The organism is Amycolatopsis nalaikhensis (assembly GCF_030264295.1).
GTDB lineage: Bacteria > Actinomycetota > Actinomycetes > Mycobacteriales > Pseudonocardiaceae > Amycolatopsis > Amycolatopsis nalaikhensis.
Genome location: NZ_CP127173.1, coordinates 7,185,327 through 7,202,109, shown reverse-complemented (window position 1 = coordinate 7,202,109; position 16,783 = coordinate 7,185,327). Strand labels below are relative to the sequence as shown.

Below are 16,783 nucleotides of genomic sequence, written 5' to 3'. Positions count from 1 at the left end.
CGTATAGAACGCGCGTCAACCGTCCGTCAACAGCTCCGGGCTTGGCTGGTGGCACCGCCTACACCGGGAGCAGCGAAAGACCATGACGCCGACCGACACCGTCCGATGTGGAGTGTTCCGGCCCGGGGAGCCGGGCTACGCCGAGGAGTGCTTCAGCTTCAACCCCAACCACCCGCTCGAGCCCGCGGTCGTCGTCGCGGCCGAGACGGCTGACGACGTCGCGCAGGCGGTCCGGTTCGCCCGCGCGCGGTCCATGCCGGTCGCGGTCAACGCCACCTCCCACCACGTCGTGCACCCGGCGCGCGAGGCCGTGCTCGTCACCACGAGCAGGCTCGGTGAGGTGACCGTCGACGTCGAGCGTCGCACCGCGCGGGTCGGGGCCGGCGTGCGGTGGCAGCAGGTGCTGGACGAGGCCGGCAAGGCGGGCCTCGCCCCGATCGCCGGGTCGGCGCCGGCCGTCGGCGTGGTCGGCTACACCCTCGGCGGCGGGCTGAGCCCGGTGCTGGGCCGCTCTCTCGGCTACGCGGCCGACCACGTGCGGCGGATCGAGCTCGTCACGGCCGACGGCGAGCAGCGCGTCGCGACACCCGAGGACGAACCCGACCTGTTCTGGGCCCTGCGCGGCGGCCTCGGCAACTTCGGGGTGGTCACGGCGATGGAGTTCGACCTGTTCCCCCACGCCCGCTTCCACGGCGGCGGCCTGTACTTCCCCGGCGCGGACGCGGCGGCGGTGCTGCACGCGTGGCGCGAGTGGGCACCCACGCTGCCGGAGGACGCGACGACGTCGGTGATGCTCCAGCGGCTGCCGCCCCTGCCCGCCCTGCCCGAGCCGTTGCGCGGCGCGTTCGTCGTGCACCTGCGCTTCGCCTTCCTCGGCACGCCCGAGGAAGGCGAACGGCTGCTGGCGCCGATGCGCGCGGCCGCGCCGGTGGTCCTGGACCTCGTCGGCGACAAGCCGTTCCCCGCGATCGGCGAGATCCACCTGGACCCGACCGACCCGATCCCGCACCACTCGGGAGCGGTGTCACTGGCCGAGTTCGGCCCGGACGTCGTCGGCAAGCTGCTCGAGCTGGCGGGACCGGGCGTCGACTGCCCGCTGCTGGGCCTGGAAGTGCGCGCGCTGGGCGGCGCGCTGGACCGGGAGCCGTCCGTCCCGAACGCGGTGCCGTCCCGCGGCGTCCCGTTCCTGGTGTTCGGCCTCGCGGTCGGCGGCCCGGAAAGCCGGGACGAGCTGGCCGGGCACCTGGCGCACGTGTCCGCCGAGCTGCGGCCGTGGGCGCTCCCCCGGCGCCTGCCGACGTTCCTGCTCGGCGACGACGTGGCGGAAGACCGCGTCCGCGCGGCGTACGGCGCGCAGTACGAGCGGCTGGCAGCGGTCAAGAAGCGCTACGACCCGGAGAACGTCTTCCGCTTCACGCACAACATCCCGCCCGCCGCGTAGGTCACCCGCGGCCGCCCAGGTGGTACAGCAGATCGTGGGCCGCGGCCAGGGTGTCCGGGAGGTGGTGCGACCGCACGCGCGGGTGCGCGGCCGCGGCGAGCTGCGGGTCCGCGGAGAGCCGGTCGGCGATCCGGCGGCGGACCCGCCGGATGCGGTGGCCCAGGTCGGCGTCGCGCTCGGCGAGCACCACGGCGGTGGACTCGCCGAGCGCCGCGGTGGTCTCGCCGCCGTCGAAGACCTCGCGCAGGACGTCGGCGACCAGGGCCATGGCCATCGGCCGCGACCAGCCGGCCACCCGGGCCAGGTCGACCTCGATCGCGAGCAGCACCGGTGCCGCGGCGGCCCGGTAAACCTCACCGAGCCGGGTCCGCAGGTAGGCCTCGGTCGCGAGGCCGGTGTCCGGCTCGGTCGCCGTGCCGCCGGTGAGCGCGCTGGCGACATCGGCCCAGCCGACAGCGGCGGCGCGGAGCATGGCCAGGGGCGCGGCGTGCGGGTCGGCGGAGATCAGGCCGTCGGCGTCGGAGCCGCCGTCCAGCACGGCGTGCAGCGCGGCGACGTCGTACAGCGTCTCGTCCAGCCCCGCGCCCGTGCGGGCCCGCGACCCGCCCAGGCCGGTGAGGGCCGCGGTCAGGTCACCGCGGAACAGCGCCGAGCCGCACACGGTGTCCACTTCGGGGACCGCCCAGTCGCTGGGGAACCGCCAGCCGCTGGTGATGCTCGCGATCCGCCACCGGCTGCGCAGTCTCCGCACGGCGACGCCGGTCCCGCCGGCGTGGTCTCGGTCGCCCACTGGTCCGCCCTCCGCACCGCCCGTAGCCCGATGGTGTCGAAGGTGCAACCCGGTTGGTCGCCGTCCGTTACGCAGTATGGGAGTCAGACCCACCGGATGAGTTAACCCTCACGGGCTACCCGCCTCGGACAGTGCCGCTAGTCAAGCCGGATCGTGTCCGTCGCGCACCGGCGGCCGCATGGGCGTGAGTTCGCCGCTGGAGATATTTCGCGGCGGCGCCGCGGACCCTCTCGCGCCGACAAGTCGACACGGTCGTGCCGGACCCGCGGTCCCTATACTCGCCGCGTGCACGGCGAGCCGCAGGCGACTTGGTACCTCGATGTCCACGGCAACAAAGGCGTGCTCATCGGTGACCACAACACGGTCAACTTCGTGGAAACGCAGGCTCCGGTCCTCGCCGTCATGTCCGGTCCCGTGGCGGAGAACGAGGCCTGGCTGGCGATGTTCGAGGCGCTGGCCGGGGCCGAAGCGGACATCGGCTCGGCGAAGGCCCGCCTTCGACACGACGCGAGGTGACTTCCGGGCGCGCTTCTCCGCGGCCGTCGAGGCAGTGGTCAAACCGTTGGTGAAACCCGAGGTGTTCATCGACATTCCCCCGGACCCCGAACGCCTCACCAGGAGCGAGCTGGAGACGATTCTGCGTTCGGCGGAGGTGGTGTTTTCCCGTTCACGGCCGTCGAAAAGCGAGTTGCTGTCGCACCTGGACGCGGTCGAGCGACGGCAGGAAAACCGCCCGGAGTGGGTGCCTCGCCTGCGTCCGGACGGATCCGCCGCACCGGCGGCGACCGCGGGTGCGGCGGAGGACGACTGGGCGTTGCGCACCGCGGTGGTGGCGAGTTTCCCGGAGTTCGACGAGGTCACCGTCGAGGTGTTCGACTGCTACGAGGGGCGCCCGGAGTTCAAGATGACACCCGGCGGCGTGGGTGAGCTGGAGCTGGTTCTGCACTCCTTGCTGGGCGTGGGCGGCGGTGAAGCGCCGAGCGGTGACGTGCTGATCGACGACACGGCGATCGAAGCGTTGGTCCCGGAGGACGTCTGCTGGTGGCCGCGCGATCCTCAGCGGCGACCGCGCGCGTCGAAGGATCCCGGGGTGGCCGCCGAACTGCTCGCGACGGTGGCGACCATCGGCGGAGTCGCGATCGAAGACAACTCACCACACGGGATGGAACTCGCGGCACGGGCGCTGGCGGCGGCAGGTGATTGGCGGTACAGCAGGCGCTGGCGGCTCGACGGGTGGGGTCCCGGCGACCTCGGCCCATTCTTGGCGACCGCGCAGGCGGCCGTGACCGGATGGGCTTCAGCCGGGGAAAGCGGTCTGCTGGTGTACGTCTACGGCGGCGGGTTCACCGGCGAAGACGGCCTGAACGGCACGCTGTTGCCCCTGCACAGCCAGCTGCTCTGCATCACGCGCTCCTCGGCGTCCGACGACACGATCGGCGTCGTGCACCGGCTCGGCTTCGCGTGCCCCGGCGAGTACTGGTGCCGACGCGGGGGCTGCGGAACACCGGCGACGACGGAACTCGACGGGGACTTGCTCCCCGCCGTCACGGCCGGGCAGGCCGCCGACCTCGCGATCGGTGATTCCGGCCGGGTCTGGGACGGCTACCGGCGCCGTTACGGTCGCCGACGAAAGCGGGCAGGCGCCCGCTCCCGTGCCCGGCAAGACCAGCTGCACCTACGCCGACCGCTACATCAGCTATCCCAGCACCACCCACCTCAACCACGTGAAGTGGGCCGTGCGGGTCGATTGGTGCTACAACGGCAAAACGGTCAGCAACATCCGCCACTACGACTACATGAAGGACAACGGCGGCGGTCTCGCCGACTACCAGGGCCTGGTCCAGAACCAGCTGACCTACCCCGGCTCCGTCCACTACGAGGCCACCCTCGTGAAGCAGGCCAAGATCGTGCTCTGCGTCGTGAAGTACGGGTGCTACCACACCTACTACCCGCTCGAGCGGTTCACGCTCGGCAACAACGGCAGCTACCGCATCCAGCAGCAGAAGTGACGCACCCGGCCCGCCCGGGCGTCGGCTCGGGCGGGCCGGGCACCTCGGTCACCAGCCGACCGCGACCACCAGCCACTGCGGGTCTCCGTGGGAGACGAACGACGACTGGGCCGCCACGTCGTCGTACGGGAAGCCGTACGCCAGGCGGTTGATCGCGTGGTCGTGCCAGAACTTCGCGTAGTAGTTGGCCGGTGCGGCCAGGTAGTACTGCGCCGGGTCCTGCCACTGCGTGCGCGGCAGGTGCGCCGTGTGCCGGTTGAGCGCCGCGCACATGTCCGGGTTGCCCGCCAGCGAACCGGCACAGCCCGTGATGTTCGACGTCGGCTCGTTCACGCCCACCGACTGCGCGTACGCGGTGAAGTAGTTCGCGTACCGGCCTCCCTCGCGGAAGTCCGGAGCGCTGCCCGGTGCCGGGATCCGGTACGGCGCGTTCACCGTCGCCAGGCCCTTGAACTCCGTCGGCACCTCGGCCTGGAACTTGGCGAAGGTGGCCGAACGGTCTTCCTGGAACGTCGCGTAGTCCTCGCCCACCTGGACGTCGTAACCGTCGTGGGCGTGCAGCCGCATCGCCAGCTTCAGCGCGAACGCGTCGACCCGGGTCGTGTTGCCGTTGAAGACGTCCGGCCCGACCGTGAACTCGATGAAGTCGGCGTACTGGCTGTTCGGCGAACCCAGGTAGAAGTACATCCGCCCGGCCGAGTTGGCCGGCATGTCGAGGTAGGGCTGCTCGGCGATCGAATGCGTCTGGCCGCCGAAGCTCCAGTACACCTGGCTGTCGGGGTACTGGCCGTTGGTGCGGTTGAGCACCTTCACGGTGAGCACGTTCCGCGCGGCCGGGATGCTCGCGGTGTCCCCCCAGAACGAGTCCGGTGGCGCGCCGGGGTTCGTCGGGACGGTGCCGCCGCCCGTGCCGTACACCTCGAACTCCCAGAGCGAGACGCCGTAGGGCGTCGCGCGCGCCGTCGTGTCGAGACGCACGTACCGCCCGGAGCCGGTCACGTCCAGCGTCTGCGTGCCGCCGGTGCCGGTGGTCGTCTGGTACACAGTGGACCACGTGGATCCGTTGTCGGACACCCGGATCTGGTACGCCGTCGCGTAGGCGGCCTCCCAGCGCAACACGACCCGGCTCACGGTGGCGGGCCCGCCGAGGTCGATCCGGATCCACTGTGGATCGCTGAACTGCGACGACCAGCGGGTGCCGGTGTTGCCGTCCACGGCCGCGGACGCGGGGGTTCCGGCGTTCTCCACCGAAGACGCCGTCACCGGCTTGCCTTGGGAGATAAGCGGATCCGCCGCATTCGCGAGCGGCGCGGCGAGGCCGGCAGCGGCGACCGCGAGAGCCGCGGTCAAGATCGCCAAACGGGCACCGGGTCCGCGACGGCGAGGCCGCGGCGGGGCGTTCGTGGGCATGGTTCCTCCCTGGCCGGAACGGGCGCCGGGCGGATGCCCACGAGGGCCGGCGGGGACGATCGAGGAAAAGGTTCATACCACCACCCCCGGTCTGTCAAGCCCCGGCGTCGAAGGCGCTCACCAGCAGCGCGCCGACGGCCGCGCGGTGCTCCGGGCTGTCCCGCCACCGCAGGCGCCGTCCCGCCTCGACCACCACGCCGAAACCCGCGTGCACCAGCACCCGCGCCTGGTGCGCGTCGAGGTCCGGGCGGGCCTGCCGCAGGTGCTGCTCCCAGACGGCGATGTGCTCGCGCTGCGCGGCGACCAGCGGACGGCGCAGGGCATCGGGCAAGCCGACGATTTCGGCGTTGGCCACGTTGTTGAGGGCGTTGTGCTCGAAGCTGTACGCCACGTACGTCGCCGTCAACGCGTTCAGGGCCGTGCGCGGATCGCGCACCCCGCGCAGGTTGTGCTCGACCGCCTGGGCCAGCAGGTCCGCGGCCTGCAGGCACGCCGCCGCCAGGATGTCGGCCTTGCCGGGGAAGTACCGGTAGAGCCCGGACGGCACCAGCCCCACGGCTTCGGCGATCATGCCGTTGGTGACGGCGGCGAAGCCGTCCCGGTCGAACAGCGGGATGGCGGCCGCGAGGATCTCCGACCGCCGGGTGCGCGGCACGGGCGGGGCGGGCAGCTCGACGAGCCGCGCGTCCGCGGGCGCCGTCGCCGGATCGGTCGCGACGACGCGGAGGGCGGCCGCCAGCAGCAGGTCTTCCAGTCGCCGGCGGGCGAGGGAGGTGTGGTGCATCGTGATCGAGCCGATCGCCCCGAGGGCCGCGACGGCCCGCAGGTGCTCGTCGGGTTGCGGGTACTCGCGCCGCACGACGTCCGCCACCCGCTCGACGACCCGCTCGAACTTCCCCTTGAGCACCCTGCGGTCTTCGCGGTCGAGGTACCGGGCCTCCCACCGGTAGACGCCGCCGCCGGCGCGGTGGGCGACCGTGACCCGGGTGGCGGCGGCGAGAACGTCCGCCGTCGACGCGTCCGACGGCACCTCGCCGAGCGCGGCGACGAGCCGGTCCGCCATCACGTTCGCGCACTCGGCGAACAGCGCGTACTTGTTCGGGAAGTGCCGGTAGAGGGCGGCCGCGGTGATGCCGACCCCGGCGGCGATCTCCTCCATCGACGCCCCGTGGTAGCCGCGCTCGCCGAACACCTTGGCGCCCGCCTCGACGATGAGGTGCCTGCGGTTGCGCGGCCGGGCGGCCGCGGCCGGCTCGGCGGTCACCGCGGCCGCCGGGCGAACGCGCGCGGGTACGGGGCCATGGGCGCCAGTCAACCACGAAGTGAACCGGGAGACTCGCCGCATCCGGGCACCGGCCGCGTCGGCGTGGTGGCCCGAACCGGGCCGGGAAGGCTCTTGCCGACGGGTTACTCAGCTCGCTATGTTAATGGAGAATCTCCCCCGTGGAGCGCACCGCTCATGCCTGACTGCCCGCGTCGGTTCCGGATCGGCCCGGCAGATGCCTACCAAGGAAGCTAGGTAAGTAAATGAGCAATCTCAGCAGGAGGAACGTCCTGTCCCTCGGCGTCGCGCTGGGCTTGGCGAGCGCGGCGGGCGTCGTCCCCGCGTGGGCGTCGACCGGCACCACCGCCGCGGGGGCCGACCCGTGGTGGGTCTGGGACGACGAGGTCGACGGCCTGATGGCGGGCATCCTCGACGCCGGCCAGGTCCCCGCGCTCAACACCGCGCTGCGGCCGTGGGTCGACAACGACGACCCCCTGCCCACCGGGCTGCCCGCCGACCTCGCCGGCTACCTGCGGCGAGTCAACCGGCTGCCGTCCTGGGCCGACCCCGCCAAGCTGCGCCGCGCCGCCGACTTCAACCGGCGCAAGGACACCTACCTGTTCATGCTCTACGGCCTCGGCAGCGGCATCATGAGCACGGTCATCCCGCGCGAGGCCAAATCGGTCTACTGGTCCGCCGGCGGCGCGAACATGCAGGACCGCGCGGCCAAGACGTTCACCTTCGGCTACGACCTGAGCGACCTCAACGCGTTCGAGCCCTCGGGCCAGTTCGTGGTCACGGCCAACAAGACACGCCTGGTGCACGCCGCGGTGCGCCACCTGCTGCCGCAGTCGGCGCACTGGCGGGCGGTCGCCGACGAGCGGATCCCGATCAGCAACGGCGACATCCTGGTCACCTTCCACAGCCTCGGCACCTACGTGCACCGGAAGCTGCTCGAATGGCGCGTCCCGATGTCGGCCGCGGACGAGGAGGCCTTCCTGCACCAGTGGCAGGTCGCGATCCACCTGCTCGGCGTGCGGGACGAGTTCATCCCCAAGACGTGGGCGGAGGCGGACGCGCAGTCGACGCGGGTGCTCACCCCGCTCCTGGCCCCGACGACCGAGGGCAAGGAGCTGGCCGCGGAGCTGCTGGGCCTGACGGCACAGATCGACCTCGGCGTCACCCGCGGGTTCCTCAACGAGTTCGTGCGCTACGTGCTGAGCGATGCGGTCGGCGACTGGCTGGGCCTGCCCCGCGATTACGCGGCGGCCACACTGGTCCGCACGGGCTGGCCGGCCTACATCGCCTTCCGCGAAGGCCTGCTGCCGATCGCCCCGGCCGGGTTCTACCTGTTCGACCAGTTCCTGCGCGCGATCGCGATGCTGTTCCTCAACAAGGTCAGCTCCCCGACGAGCACGCCGATCACGATCCCCACCGGCAACCGGCCCGGTGCCTGACCCCGTGCCCTACGCGACGGAGTGGGCGCAGCCCATCGCCTCGCCGGCGGCGGCCTCGTCGTCGGTGTGCCGCAGGTGGGCCTCGCCCCACACGCGCACGCTTTCCACGACGGGCCGGACGGTGGTGCCGTAGGGCGTGAGGCGGTAGATGACGGGCGCCGGGACCGGCCCGGTCACCACGCGCTCGACGAGCCCGTCGGCCTCGAGGCTCGCGGAGCTGCTCGGCCAGCACCTTGGCCGTGATCGGCGCGGCCCGGCGACGCAGGCCCGCGAAGTGCGACTCCCCGTGGGCCAGCCAGTACACGAGGGTCAGCTTCCACTTCCCGCCGATCGCGGCGAACGCCGCGGCCATCGGGCAGCCGGGCAGCGGGTTGGGGCGCGCCGGGGAGGGGTTACCTGCAGGTGCGTTCTTGTCCACGGTGGTGCTCCGTCCCGATAGTCGAGCCATGAGAATCCGCACGCTCACCGTGCCACACGGACAATCCTGGTCGCCCTTTTCGCTCTCCTCGCGCTGGCGGTCCCGGCGTCGGCCGCGGCGGCGCCGTCCGCCGCCGAGGACGGCCAGCGGGACTTCGACTGGGAAATCGGCACCTGGCGCACGGAGGTCCGCGTGCTCGCCAACCCGCTGTCGGACACCGACGACCACTGGCTGAGCTTCGAGGGCACGTCCGTCGTGCGCCCGCTGCTGGACCGGCGGGCGAACGTCGTCGAGCTGAAGGTGGCCGGCCCGGACGGCCGCATCGAGGGGCTCAACCTGCGGCTGTACGAGCCGCAGGCGAACCGGTGGAGCCTGACGTTCATCAATATCCGCGACGGGCTGCCCACGCCCGCGGTGTACGGCGGCTTCCGCGACGGCGTCGGCGAGTTCACCGGCGACGACCACCTGGGCGACCGCCCGATCAAGGTGCGCTTCCGCATCACCCGGCAGGGCACGGACAAGGTCAAGTTCGAGCAGGCGTACTCCGCGGACGGCGGGCTGACCTGGGAGACGAACTGGATCGCCGTCGACCGCCGGATCGACTCCGCGGGCTGAGACCCACGCTCTCTCGGAAAAATCCGGCCGCGACTGCAACAGACCGCGGGGCAGGACCAGTTTAAGTGGTGTGCAGTTCGAAGAGTTCTCGCGCGAGCACCTGCCGGGCCTGGTGCGGTTCGCCGCCGTCCTGACCGGCGACCGCGACCTGGCCCAGGACGTCGTGCAGGACGCACTCGTGCGCGCACACCAGCGCTGGCGCCGGATCTCGGCGACCGACCGGCCCGACCTCTACCTGCGCAAGACCGTCGTCAACGGGTACTTCACCTGGCGCCGCCACTGGTACCAGCGGTCCGTGCACGCCGCCTCCGACGTCACCCGGTTCCGCGAGCCGTCCGCGCCCGATCCGGCGCGGCGGATCGCCGACGCCGACCAGCTCAGCGACCTGCTTGCGGGGCTGAGCCGCGCCCAGCGGGCGGCGATCGTCCTGCGCTTCTACGAGGACCGCGACGACGACGAGATCGCCGCGATCCTCGGTTGCGCGCCCGGGACGGTGCGCAGCCACGTCTCGCGCGGCTTGAGCTCGCTGCGGATCCGACTCCGAGAAGGCAAGGAGACCGTCTGAATGACCGACCTCGACGACTTGCGCAGCGCGTTGCGCGCCCGCGAGTCCCTGGCGCCCGACCCGGACGCCGTGCTCGCCGTCGCCACCCGGCGGATCCGGCGGCGCCGGACGACCGGCGTCGCCGCGGTGGCGCTCGCGGTGGCCGCCATCGGCGCGGGTGGCGTCGTGCTGCTGGACCGGGACACCGCGACGGCGCCCCCGGCGGTCACACTCGGGAGTGCCTCGGCGTCCCCCGAGCAGGTTCCCCCTGCCGCACCGGCGGTGAGCCTCGAGGACGGTTCCTGGACCTTGCTGTTCTGGGCCGTCCAGCCGCACTTCGCGAGCCTGCACTACGCGCAGGACCACCGGTACGGGTTCGAGATCGAGGTCCGCGACGGCACCGCACCCGGCAGTGCGCTGGCCGCCAAGCCCACGACCGCCGGTCAGCTCGCGGACCCCCGCTCGGTCACGTGGCAAGACGGACCCGGCAGGTGGATCCGGGTGCGGACCACGAAGCCGGTGACGGCCGCGGAAATGCTCGCCCTGCTGACGAAGCTCCGCGGCACGCCGCCGGTCATCGCGTCGCCGCTGAAGTCGGTGCGGGTCCCCCAGGGACAGAAGGTCACCACGTTCACCAGCGAGCCCGAGACCAACACCCTCGTCCTCTGCCCCGACCCCGAGAAAGCGGGCGCCCCGCTCGACAACCGGTGTCTCGCCTTGACCGTGTCCCTGACCAGCAGCAACGCCGCGAGCCCCCCTTCTCCGGAGGACCCGCTGCCCGCGTACCACCAGCGGGCGATCGGCGCCTACACGGTCGAAATCGCCAGCTCGCACGCCAACGAACCGGCCGCGCTGGCTTTGCTGGACTCCGTTCAGCTCGCCCGATGAGGGACCCGATCCCCGGCTTCTGAGACCGGGCGATCCGGTCGCCGGAAAGCGCATTCTGCATTCTTTGCCGTCCCGTCACGGAATGGGCATTTCTCTGTGCGCGCAAGGAGTTTCGATGCGTATCTTGGTGAATGTCGTCCTGGTGGGCGTCGTCGTCGGTTCGCTCGCCGCGGCGTTCTTCCTCCGTTCCCCGCGGGTGACGGCCGCGGCCGGAAATCCGGTCTCGCCGGCGCCACCACCAAGCACGTGGCGCCCGGCGGGGCCGGTGGACGCCAAGGTGGTCGTCGATGTCCGCGGTGAGTGGTCCTGGGCGTTGCGCGAGCTCGACACCGGCGTCGTGGTCGGCGACGGATCTTTGCGCAACACCACCGAATCCATGATCAAGACGTGGCTCGCCGTGGACTTCCTCGCCGCCCGGGAGTCGCGGATCTCGGCCGCCGACGAGACCCGGCTGACCAGGATGATCCGGGCCAGCGACGACCACGCCGCCCAGACGCTCTACCTCCGGCTCGGCGGGGACGCCTCGATCACGCGGATGATCCGGACCTGCGGGTTGCGCGACACGCGGGTCCACCCGGACTGGTGGTCCAAGACCACGATGCCGGCGACCGACGCGACCCTGCTCGGCCAGTGCGTGGTTCGCGGGCCGGGCCTGAGCGCGCAGTGGCGGTCGAAGCTGCTCGAGCTGATGCGGTCGGTCGAGCCGGGCGACGCGTTCGGCATCCCGGAGGCACCGGCGCTCGCCGGACGGCACCCGGCCGTCAAGAACGGCTGGACGCGGCACGGGAGCTGGTGGGCGGTCAACTGCCTGGCCATCTGGGACCACTGGGTGCTCGCGGTCATGGTGCACTACCCGGACCAGGGTGACGAGCACCGGTACGGCGCCGCGGTGTGCAAGACCGTCGCCCAGCAATTGTTCGGCCGCACTGCGTGAAACCGCCCCGGCTGCCGATGTGATGCGACCCACCCTGGCTGGCTTACTCCTTGGTAGCGAACAAGAGTCGGGAGGTTCCTTCCTGGATCGAGGTGCACGATGCGGACGAAACGCCTGCTTTCCCCCGGCGTTGACGACAGTCGAACCGCTCCGGCGCCCGAGACCGCGAAGCCGTGAACCCCGCCGCCGGCCGCATCGCCCAGCTGCGGGCGCACGGGTTCGTGATCCGGCCCTTGCCCAACCCCTTCGGGGTGGTCGACGGGCTGCACGCGACGCGGACGGGCCTCGGCTGGGTGGATTCGGTCGTGATCCGCGGTCCGGAGTACGCGGTCGCGGTGCGCGTGGTGGACACGTTCACGCTGGCGGACCCGTTCGCCGAGTCGGCGGTCGCGTGGTCGGAGAGCGGCGACGTCGTCGAAGTGGTCGACAAGCTGCTGGCGCTGTGCCTCTCGGGCACGGCCTACGAGGACATCCGGACACTTCCGGCAACGCCCGACGAAGCGGCCCTCGACCCGATACGGTGACCGCATGCACGTGACGCCGCCGACGCCGCCTGTCACCCGCCCGGTCGTGGGGCCCGCCCGGTGGCAGGTGTTCGGCCCCGGTCTCGCCGCGCTGATCGGGTTGTTCATGCTGACCGTGATCTACCAGTTCGACGGCATGTCGGCGCTCCAGCGCGACCTCGGCTTGTCCGACCTGGGCGCGCTTGTCGTCGGGTTGGTGTCGTTCGTGGTCGCGGCGGCGCTGACGGTGCCGGTCGGGCTCCTGCTGGGCACCCGCGCCCCCACGGCGGTGACGATCCCGGCGATCTGCTTCGTGTTCTTCGGCGTATTGCTGGTGGCCTTCACCAACGCGGGCGGCCTCCTCGCGGTCGGCCGGGCCCTGCAGGGCCTCGGCACGGGCGCGGCGACGGGGGCGACGGTCGCGCTGATCCTCAAGACCCGCGAACGACGCGGCGTGCTCGCGGGGGTGTTCGCCGCCCTCGCCGCGCTGGCTTTGCTGCTCGCGCCGGTGATCGGCCAGGTGATCTCCGAAGCGGTGGGATTCCGGGTGATCCAGCTGGCCGCGATCCCGTTCCTGCTGGTCGCGCTCGTCGTCAGCGCGGTCCTCGGCATCGTGAGCCTGTCCGCGGCCAAGCGCCAGGCGCCGCCGATCCCGAACGGGATGCCGTACCCGCCACCGGGCCCGACCGAGTTCACCGGCGGCGCCTGAGGTACACCCGCGACCGGAGGGTCGTCCGTCAGCGCTCGTTCACGGCCCGGCGGCGGGACCACGCGCCGGCGTCGGTGGTGTAGCGGACGAGGAGCCGCGCGAACTGGGCGCGTTCCTCCTTCGGCCACCCGGCGGTGATGTCTTCGAAGGCCGCGCGCTGCTCGGTGGCGAACCGGGTCCGCTCGGCCTCGCCCTGCTCGGTGAGCTCGAGCACCGTCCGGCGGCCGTCGGCCTGGGAAGCCGCTCGCCGCAGCAAGCCGTCGGCGATGCAGGCCGCGACGGTCCGGCTGGCCACCGGCTGCGCGACGCCCATCTCCGCGGCGAGCCCGCCGACCGTCATCTCGCCCGGGGCGTCGGCGACCACGTTCAGCACCAGGTTGCGGGACAGGTCGCGCCCCGACGCCGGGGTGCGCCGGCGCAGCCGGGACAGGGCCGGGCCGATCTGGTCCAGCAGTTCGTCGTCACTGCTCACCTCCGGGATCGTAGTACTCCCGGCATTTGCATACCAATCGTAAACTGCATAGCATCAGGTATGTAACTGCGAGCGAGAGAGCGAGACCACCATGGCCACCACCGCCATCACCGGCGCCCGGGTGTTCGACGGAGAGAAGACGCTGGGAGTGCGGACCGTCGTCCTCGACGGCCGCAAGATCCGCGCGGTCGGCGGCGAAGCGCCCGAAGGCGCCGAGGTCGTCGACGGCCGGGGCGCGACGCTGCTGCCCGGGCTGATCGACGCGCACGTCCACTCCGCCCCCGGCTCACTGGCACTGGCCCTGCGGTTCGGCGTCACCACCGAGCTGGAGATGCAGGGCATGAACACGCGCGAGAACCGGGCGCACATCACCGAGGACGACACGGTCGCCGACGTCCGGTCGGCGGGCTTCGGCATCACCCCGCCCGGCGGCCACCCGAGCGAGCTCATGCCCGAAGGCTTCCGCCCGGCGGGCGACCTGCCGCCGGTGCTGCCCCTGATGCCGTTTTCGACGACCCCGGAAGAGGCGGCCGCGTACGTCCCGCAGCTCCTGGCGCGCGGGTCCGACTACATCAAGTTCATGATCGACGACGGGAGCGTCGAGGGTCACCCCGGCCTGCCGATGCTCGACCAGGCCACGCTCGACGCCGGGGTGGCCGAGGCCAAGAAGTACGGTGCCCTCACCGTGGCGCACACGCTGACCCTCGAGGCCACCCGCATGGCCGTCGAAGCCGGGGTCGACGGGCTCGTCCACGTGTTCATGGATCGCCCGCACATCACGGAGATCGTGGACCTGATCGCCGAGGCGGGGATGTTCGTCGTGCCGTGCGTCTGCCTCGACGCGTCGATGATGGGCATCACCGGCGGCGACCTCGCCGACGACCCCCGGGTCGCCCGCCGCCTCGACGACAAGTGGGAGAAAACCCTGCGGTCCAGCTACAACCGCTACCCGCAGGGCAGGCTCGACGACGTCCTGGCGACGGTACGGGCACTGGCCGAGGCGGGCGTGGACCTGCTGGCCGGCACGGACGCGTCGATGGCCGAGACGTTCTTCGGCGGCTTGGCCCACGGAGCGAGCCTGCACCAAGAGCTGCAGTACCTGGTGGCGGCGGGCCTGACGCCGTCCCAGGCGTTGCGCGCCGCGACGGCGACCACCGCGCGCCGATTCGGCCTGACCGACCGGGGCCGGATCGCCGAGGGCCTCCGCGCCGACGTGCTCCTGGTGGACGGCGACCCGACGACGAACATCGGCGACACGCTCAGCACCCGGGCGATCTGGCGCCGCGGCGCCCGGCTCGAGTGACCGGCGGCGTCTTCCTCACGGCTCCAGGACGCCGAGGCGCGCGGCGGCCTCGATCACCTCGCCGAGCAGCTCCAGCCATCCGTCCACATCGGAGCCTCGCAGGCCCTCGCCGAGGCCGAGCCCCTGCCCACCGGCGAGGTACACCTGCGTGGCCCCGCCACGGCACCTGGTTGACGACCACGAGGTCGCGGGGGTCGCGGCCCGCTTCCCGGGCGGCGTCGTGGAACGTGGCGACGATGCCGCGCAGTTCCTCCGCCGAGGAGGTGATCGGGATGAGGCCGTCCGAAATCCGGGCGGCGCGCCGGACGGCCGCGGGCGAGTTCGCCGCCAGCAGGACCGGAATGCGCGCCTGCACCGGCTTGGGGTTCACCTCCGACGGCGCGATCCGGTAGAACTCCCCCTCGTGCCGCACCGGGTCCGGGCCCCACGCGGCGCGCATCGCGGTGATGAACTCTTCGGTGCGAGCGCCCTTGCGGGAAGCGGGCACGTTCGCCGTCTCGAACTCCTGGGTCTGCCAGCCCTGGCCCAGTCCGGCGACGACCCGGCCGCCGCTGAGCCGGTCCAGGGTGGCGAGGCGGCGGGCGAGCACCACGGGCACGTGCAGCGGCGCCACCAGGACCGCGGTGCCGAGCTTGATCCGCTCGGTCACGGCGGCGAGGTAGTCCAGCGTCGCCAGCGGCTCGTACGTCGAGGCGTAGAACTCCGGGACCAGCGCGGGTTCACCGCCGGTCCACAGCACGACCTTTCGAGCGGGCGCAGGACGCGTTCGAACGTCCAGAGTGCGGCGTAACCGAGCCGTTCGGCCTCCCGGGCGACCTTGACCAGGGTTTCCGGTGAGGTCTGCGGCCCGGCGGTGGGGAGTGCGATACCGAGTTCCATGGTTTCGATGCTGCGCGCCGGGCGACGGGTGGCACCGCCTTCGTCCGGCCGGGAACCCCTCGAATCCGGACGTCGCGCGGCCCGGCCTAGGGCGTGTATCGAAGTGGGTCAGAGCCATTCGTTGATCGCGGCGACGTGGACGGTGGCTTCGTAGCGGACGGCGAGTTTGTCGTAGCGGGTGGCCACCCCACGGTGGCGTTTGAGTCGGTTGATGCCGCACTCGACCGCGTGCCGCTGCTTGTAGATTTCGGGGTCGAAGGCCGGTGGCCGGCCGCCCTTCGACCCCTTGGCCTTGCGATGCGCATCCTGGTCGGTCTTGCTCGGAATGGTCGCCTTGATCCCGCGACCGCGCAGGTGAGCACGGTTGGCTTTCGAGGTGTAGGCCTTGTCCGCAAGGACCCGATCAGGACGTGTCCGCGGCCGCCCACCGGCCGGTCGGGGCACCCGGATCCCGGCCAGGACCGGAATGAACTGCGGGCTGTCGCCACGCTGGCCGGCGGTCAGCACGATCGACAACGGCTTCTGCCCCTGCTCACACCCCAGATGCACTTTCGTGGTCAAGCCGCCCCGCGACCGGCCCAACGCATGATCCTCCGGCTCGACGGTGACCCCGCCCGGTGGCTCGGCCTGCAGATCCCCCTTTTCCGCGCACCCGCCGCATGCTGATGCGCCCGCGCGATCGTGGAATCCACGCTGACATCCCACGTGATCCGCCCTGCCGCCTCGGCCAGAGCCTGCAACGCGGTCAGAATCTGCTGCCAGACACCAGCCCGTTGCCAGCGCCGAAACAGGCCATAAGCCGCTGCCCAGGACCCATATCCCTCGGGCATGTCCCGCCACGGCGCGCCGGTGCGCACCCGCCACCGGATCCCGTCGATCAACTGCCGTCTGCTCCACAACGACGGCCGACCCGGCCGTGACGGCACGGGCAGCAACGGCTCCAGCGCCGCCCACTGCTCGTCGGTCAGGTCGAACCGCCTCGTCACCGCTAGGGTGTCCACGAGGTCTCCGGTGTTCAGGTTCTTCTTGGTCGACGAACCACCTACCGGAGACCTCACCCATGTCGGCCACCGACACGCCCAACACCAGCTCAACCAGCCCGAGACGACTTCGATACAGTGGACCGCCCCGGTGATGTTGGAGGCCG

Annotated in this window: 18 protein-coding genes and 1 pseudogene; 11 read left to right on the top strand and 8 right to left on the bottom strand. The window is 71.8% G+C overall.

What is annotated here, in order from left to right; genetic code table 11:
• Window positions 1-82 precede the first annotated feature (82 nt).
• On the top strand, window positions 83-1,441 hold the full coding sequence (locus tag QP939_RS35300) for an FAD-binding oxidoreductase (protein WP_285450669.1): 1,359 nt from the start codon (window positions 83-85) through the stop codon (window positions 1,439-1,441).
• Between the two features lies 1 nt (window position 1,442).
• Here QP939_RS35300 and QP939_RS35295 read toward each other — a convergent pair whose 3' ends face one another.
• Window positions 1,443-2,231, bottom strand: a complete 789-nt coding sequence (locus tag QP939_RS35295) for a GGDEF domain-containing protein (RefSeq protein WP_285450668.1) — start codon at window positions 2,229-2,231, stop codon at window positions 1,443-1,445.
• A gap of 285 nt (window positions 2,232-2,516) precedes the next feature.
• Between QP939_RS35295 and QP939_RS35290 the strand changes: the two genes are divergently transcribed.
• Together QP939_RS35290 and QP939_RS35285 are read left to right on the top strand one after the other, a co-directional pair.
• Window positions 2,517-2,747: a hypothetical protein gene (locus tag QP939_RS35290; protein WP_285450667.1), complete on the top strand. Its 231-nt coding sequence runs from the start codon at window positions 2,517-2,519 to the stop codon at window positions 2,745-2,747.
• 1,136 nt (window positions 2,748-3,883) lie between these two features.
• The gene (locus QP939_RS35285) at window positions 3,884-4,240 is read left to right on the top strand and encodes a hypothetical protein (RefSeq protein WP_285450665.1); all 357 of its coding nucleotides are present in this window, start codon (window positions 3,884-3,886) and stop codon (window positions 4,238-4,240) included.
• Window positions 4,241-4,288: 48 nt separating this feature from the next.
• On the opposite strand, the gene QP939_RS35280 is transcribed toward QP939_RS35285, so the two are convergent.
• Complete coding sequence (locus tag QP939_RS35280) at window positions 4,289-5,650, bottom strand: beta-1,3-glucanase family protein (protein WP_285450664.1); 1,362 nt, start codon at window positions 5,648-5,650, stop codon at window positions 4,289-4,291.
• A 94-nt stretch (window positions 5,651-5,744) separates the two neighbouring features.
• Window positions 5,745-6,914, bottom strand: a complete 1,170-nt coding sequence (locus QP939_RS35275) for a TetR/AcrR family transcriptional regulator (protein ID WP_285450663.1) — start codon at window positions 6,912-6,914, stop codon at window positions 5,745-5,747.
• A 263-nt stretch (window positions 6,915-7,177) separates the two neighbouring features.
• Here QP939_RS35275 and QP939_RS35270 point away from each other — a divergent pair, with 263 nt between their 5' ends.
• Window positions 7,178-8,371 (top strand): oxygenase MpaB family protein, encoded by a 1,194-nt coding sequence (locus tag QP939_RS35270; RefSeq protein ID WP_285450662.1) that lies wholly within the window; start codon window positions 7,178-7,180, stop codon window positions 8,369-8,371.
• A gap of 9 nt (window positions 8,372-8,380) precedes the next feature.
• On the opposite strand, the gene QP939_RS35265 is transcribed toward QP939_RS35270, so the two are convergent.
• Window positions 8,381-8,548 carry a winged helix-turn-helix transcriptional regulator gene (locus QP939_RS35265; RefSeq protein ID WP_285450661.1) on the bottom strand — a complete coding sequence of 56 codons (168 nt, stop codon included), beginning with the start codon at window positions 8,546-8,548 and terminating at the stop codon, window positions 8,381-8,383.
• A gap of 91 nt (window positions 8,549-8,639) precedes the next feature.
• Window positions 8,640-8,723: pseudogene (locus QP939_RS35260) on the bottom strand (winged helix-turn-helix transcriptional regulator); the annotation flags it as partial.
• 258 nt (window positions 8,724-8,981) lie between these two features.
• Between QP939_RS35260 and QP939_RS35255 the strand changes: the two are divergent.
• The 6 genes from QP939_RS35255 to QP939_RS35230 all read left to right on the top strand — a co-directional run bounded on the left by QP939_RS35255 (window position 8,982) and on the right by QP939_RS35230 (window position 12,982).
• Window positions 8,982-9,404, top strand: a complete 423-nt coding sequence (locus tag QP939_RS35255) for a hypothetical protein (protein ID WP_285450660.1) — start codon at window positions 8,982-8,984, stop codon at window positions 9,402-9,404.
• Window positions 9,405-9,474: 70 nt separating this feature from the next.
• Entirely contained in the window at window positions 9,475-9,969 is a 495-nt protein-coding gene (locus QP939_RS35250) for a SigE family RNA polymerase sigma factor (RefSeq protein WP_285450659.1), read from the top strand.
• Complete coding sequence (locus QP939_RS35245) at window positions 9,970-10,836, top strand: hypothetical protein (protein WP_285450658.1); 867 nt, start codon at window positions 9,970-9,972, stop codon at window positions 10,834-10,836.
• Between the two features lie 115 nt (window positions 10,837-10,951).
• Window positions 10,952-11,770, top strand: a complete 819-nt coding sequence (locus tag QP939_RS35240) for a serine hydrolase (protein ID WP_285450657.1) — start codon at window positions 10,952-10,954, stop codon at window positions 11,768-11,770.
• Between the two features lie 173 nt (window positions 11,771-11,943).
• Complete coding sequence (locus tag QP939_RS35235; protein ID WP_285450656.1) at window positions 11,944-12,294, top strand: hypothetical protein; 351 nt, start codon at window positions 11,944-11,946, stop codon at window positions 12,292-12,294.
• Between the two features lie 4 nt (window positions 12,295-12,298).
• A complete protein-coding gene (locus QP939_RS35230; RefSeq protein ID WP_285450655.1) occupies window positions 12,299-12,982 on the top strand; it encodes an MFS transporter in 684 nt (227 codons plus the stop codon).
• Window positions 12,983-13,010: 28 nt separating this feature from the next.
• Here the strand turns inward: QP939_RS35230 and QP939_RS35225 are convergent, their stop codons facing one another.
• Entirely contained in the window at window positions 13,011-13,454 is a 444-nt protein-coding gene (locus QP939_RS35225; protein ID WP_285450654.1) for a MarR family winged helix-turn-helix transcriptional regulator, read from the bottom strand.
• 91 nt (window positions 13,455-13,545) lie between these two features.
• Between QP939_RS35225 and QP939_RS35220 the strand changes: the two genes are divergently transcribed.
• A complete protein-coding gene (locus QP939_RS35220; RefSeq protein ID WP_285450653.1) occupies window positions 13,546-14,757 on the top strand; it encodes an amidohydrolase family protein in 1,212 nt (403 codons plus the stop codon).
• On the opposite strand, the gene QP939_RS35215 is transcribed toward QP939_RS35220, so the two are convergent.
• On the bottom strand, window positions 14,714-15,496 hold the full coding sequence (locus tag QP939_RS35215) for a TIGR03619 family F420-dependent LLM class oxidoreductase (protein WP_285450652.1): 783 nt from the start codon (window positions 15,494-15,496) through the stop codon (window positions 14,714-14,716). The genes QP939_RS35220 and QP939_RS35215 overlap by 44 nt on opposite strands.
• Before the next feature lie 248 nt (window positions 15,497-15,744).
• A protein-coding gene (locus QP939_RS35210) for an IS5 family transposase (protein WP_285459629.1) occupies window positions 15,745-16,622 on the bottom strand; the annotation gives its coding sequence in 2 pieces (ribosomal slippage) (window positions 15,745-16,229 and window positions 16,229-16,622; 879 coding nt in all).
• Window positions 16,623-16,783 lie beyond the last annotated feature (161 nt).

Excerpts from the sequence above, each read along its gene's own strand:
- QP939_RS35230 (WP_285450655.1), top strand. The coding sequence starts at position 12,299 with ATGCACGTGACGCCGCCGACGCCGCCTGTCACCCGCCCGGTCGTGGGG.
- QP939_RS35300 (WP_285450669.1), top strand. The coding sequence starts at position 83 with ATGACGCCGACCGACACCGTCCGATGTGGAGTGTTCCGGCCCGGGGAG.
- QP939_RS35220 (WP_285450653.1), top strand. The coding sequence starts at position 13,546 with ATGGCCACCACCGCCATCACCGGCGCCCGGGTGTTCGACGGAGAGAAG.
- QP939_RS35240 (WP_285450657.1), top strand. The coding sequence starts at position 10,952 with ATGCGTATCTTGGTGAATGTCGTCCTGGTGGGCGTCGTCGTCGGTTCG.
- QP939_RS35245 (WP_285450658.1), top strand. The coding sequence starts at position 9,970 with ATGACCGACCTCGACGACTTGCGCAGCGCGTTGCGCGCCCGCGAGTCC.
- QP939_RS35270 (WP_285450662.1), top strand. The coding sequence starts at position 7,178 with ATGAGCAATCTCAGCAGGAGGAACGTCCTGTCCCTCGGCGTCGCGCTG.
- QP939_RS35280 (WP_285450664.1), bottom strand. The coding sequence starts at position 5,650 with ATGCCCACGAACGCCCCGCCGCGGCCTCGCCGTCGCGGACCCGGTGCC.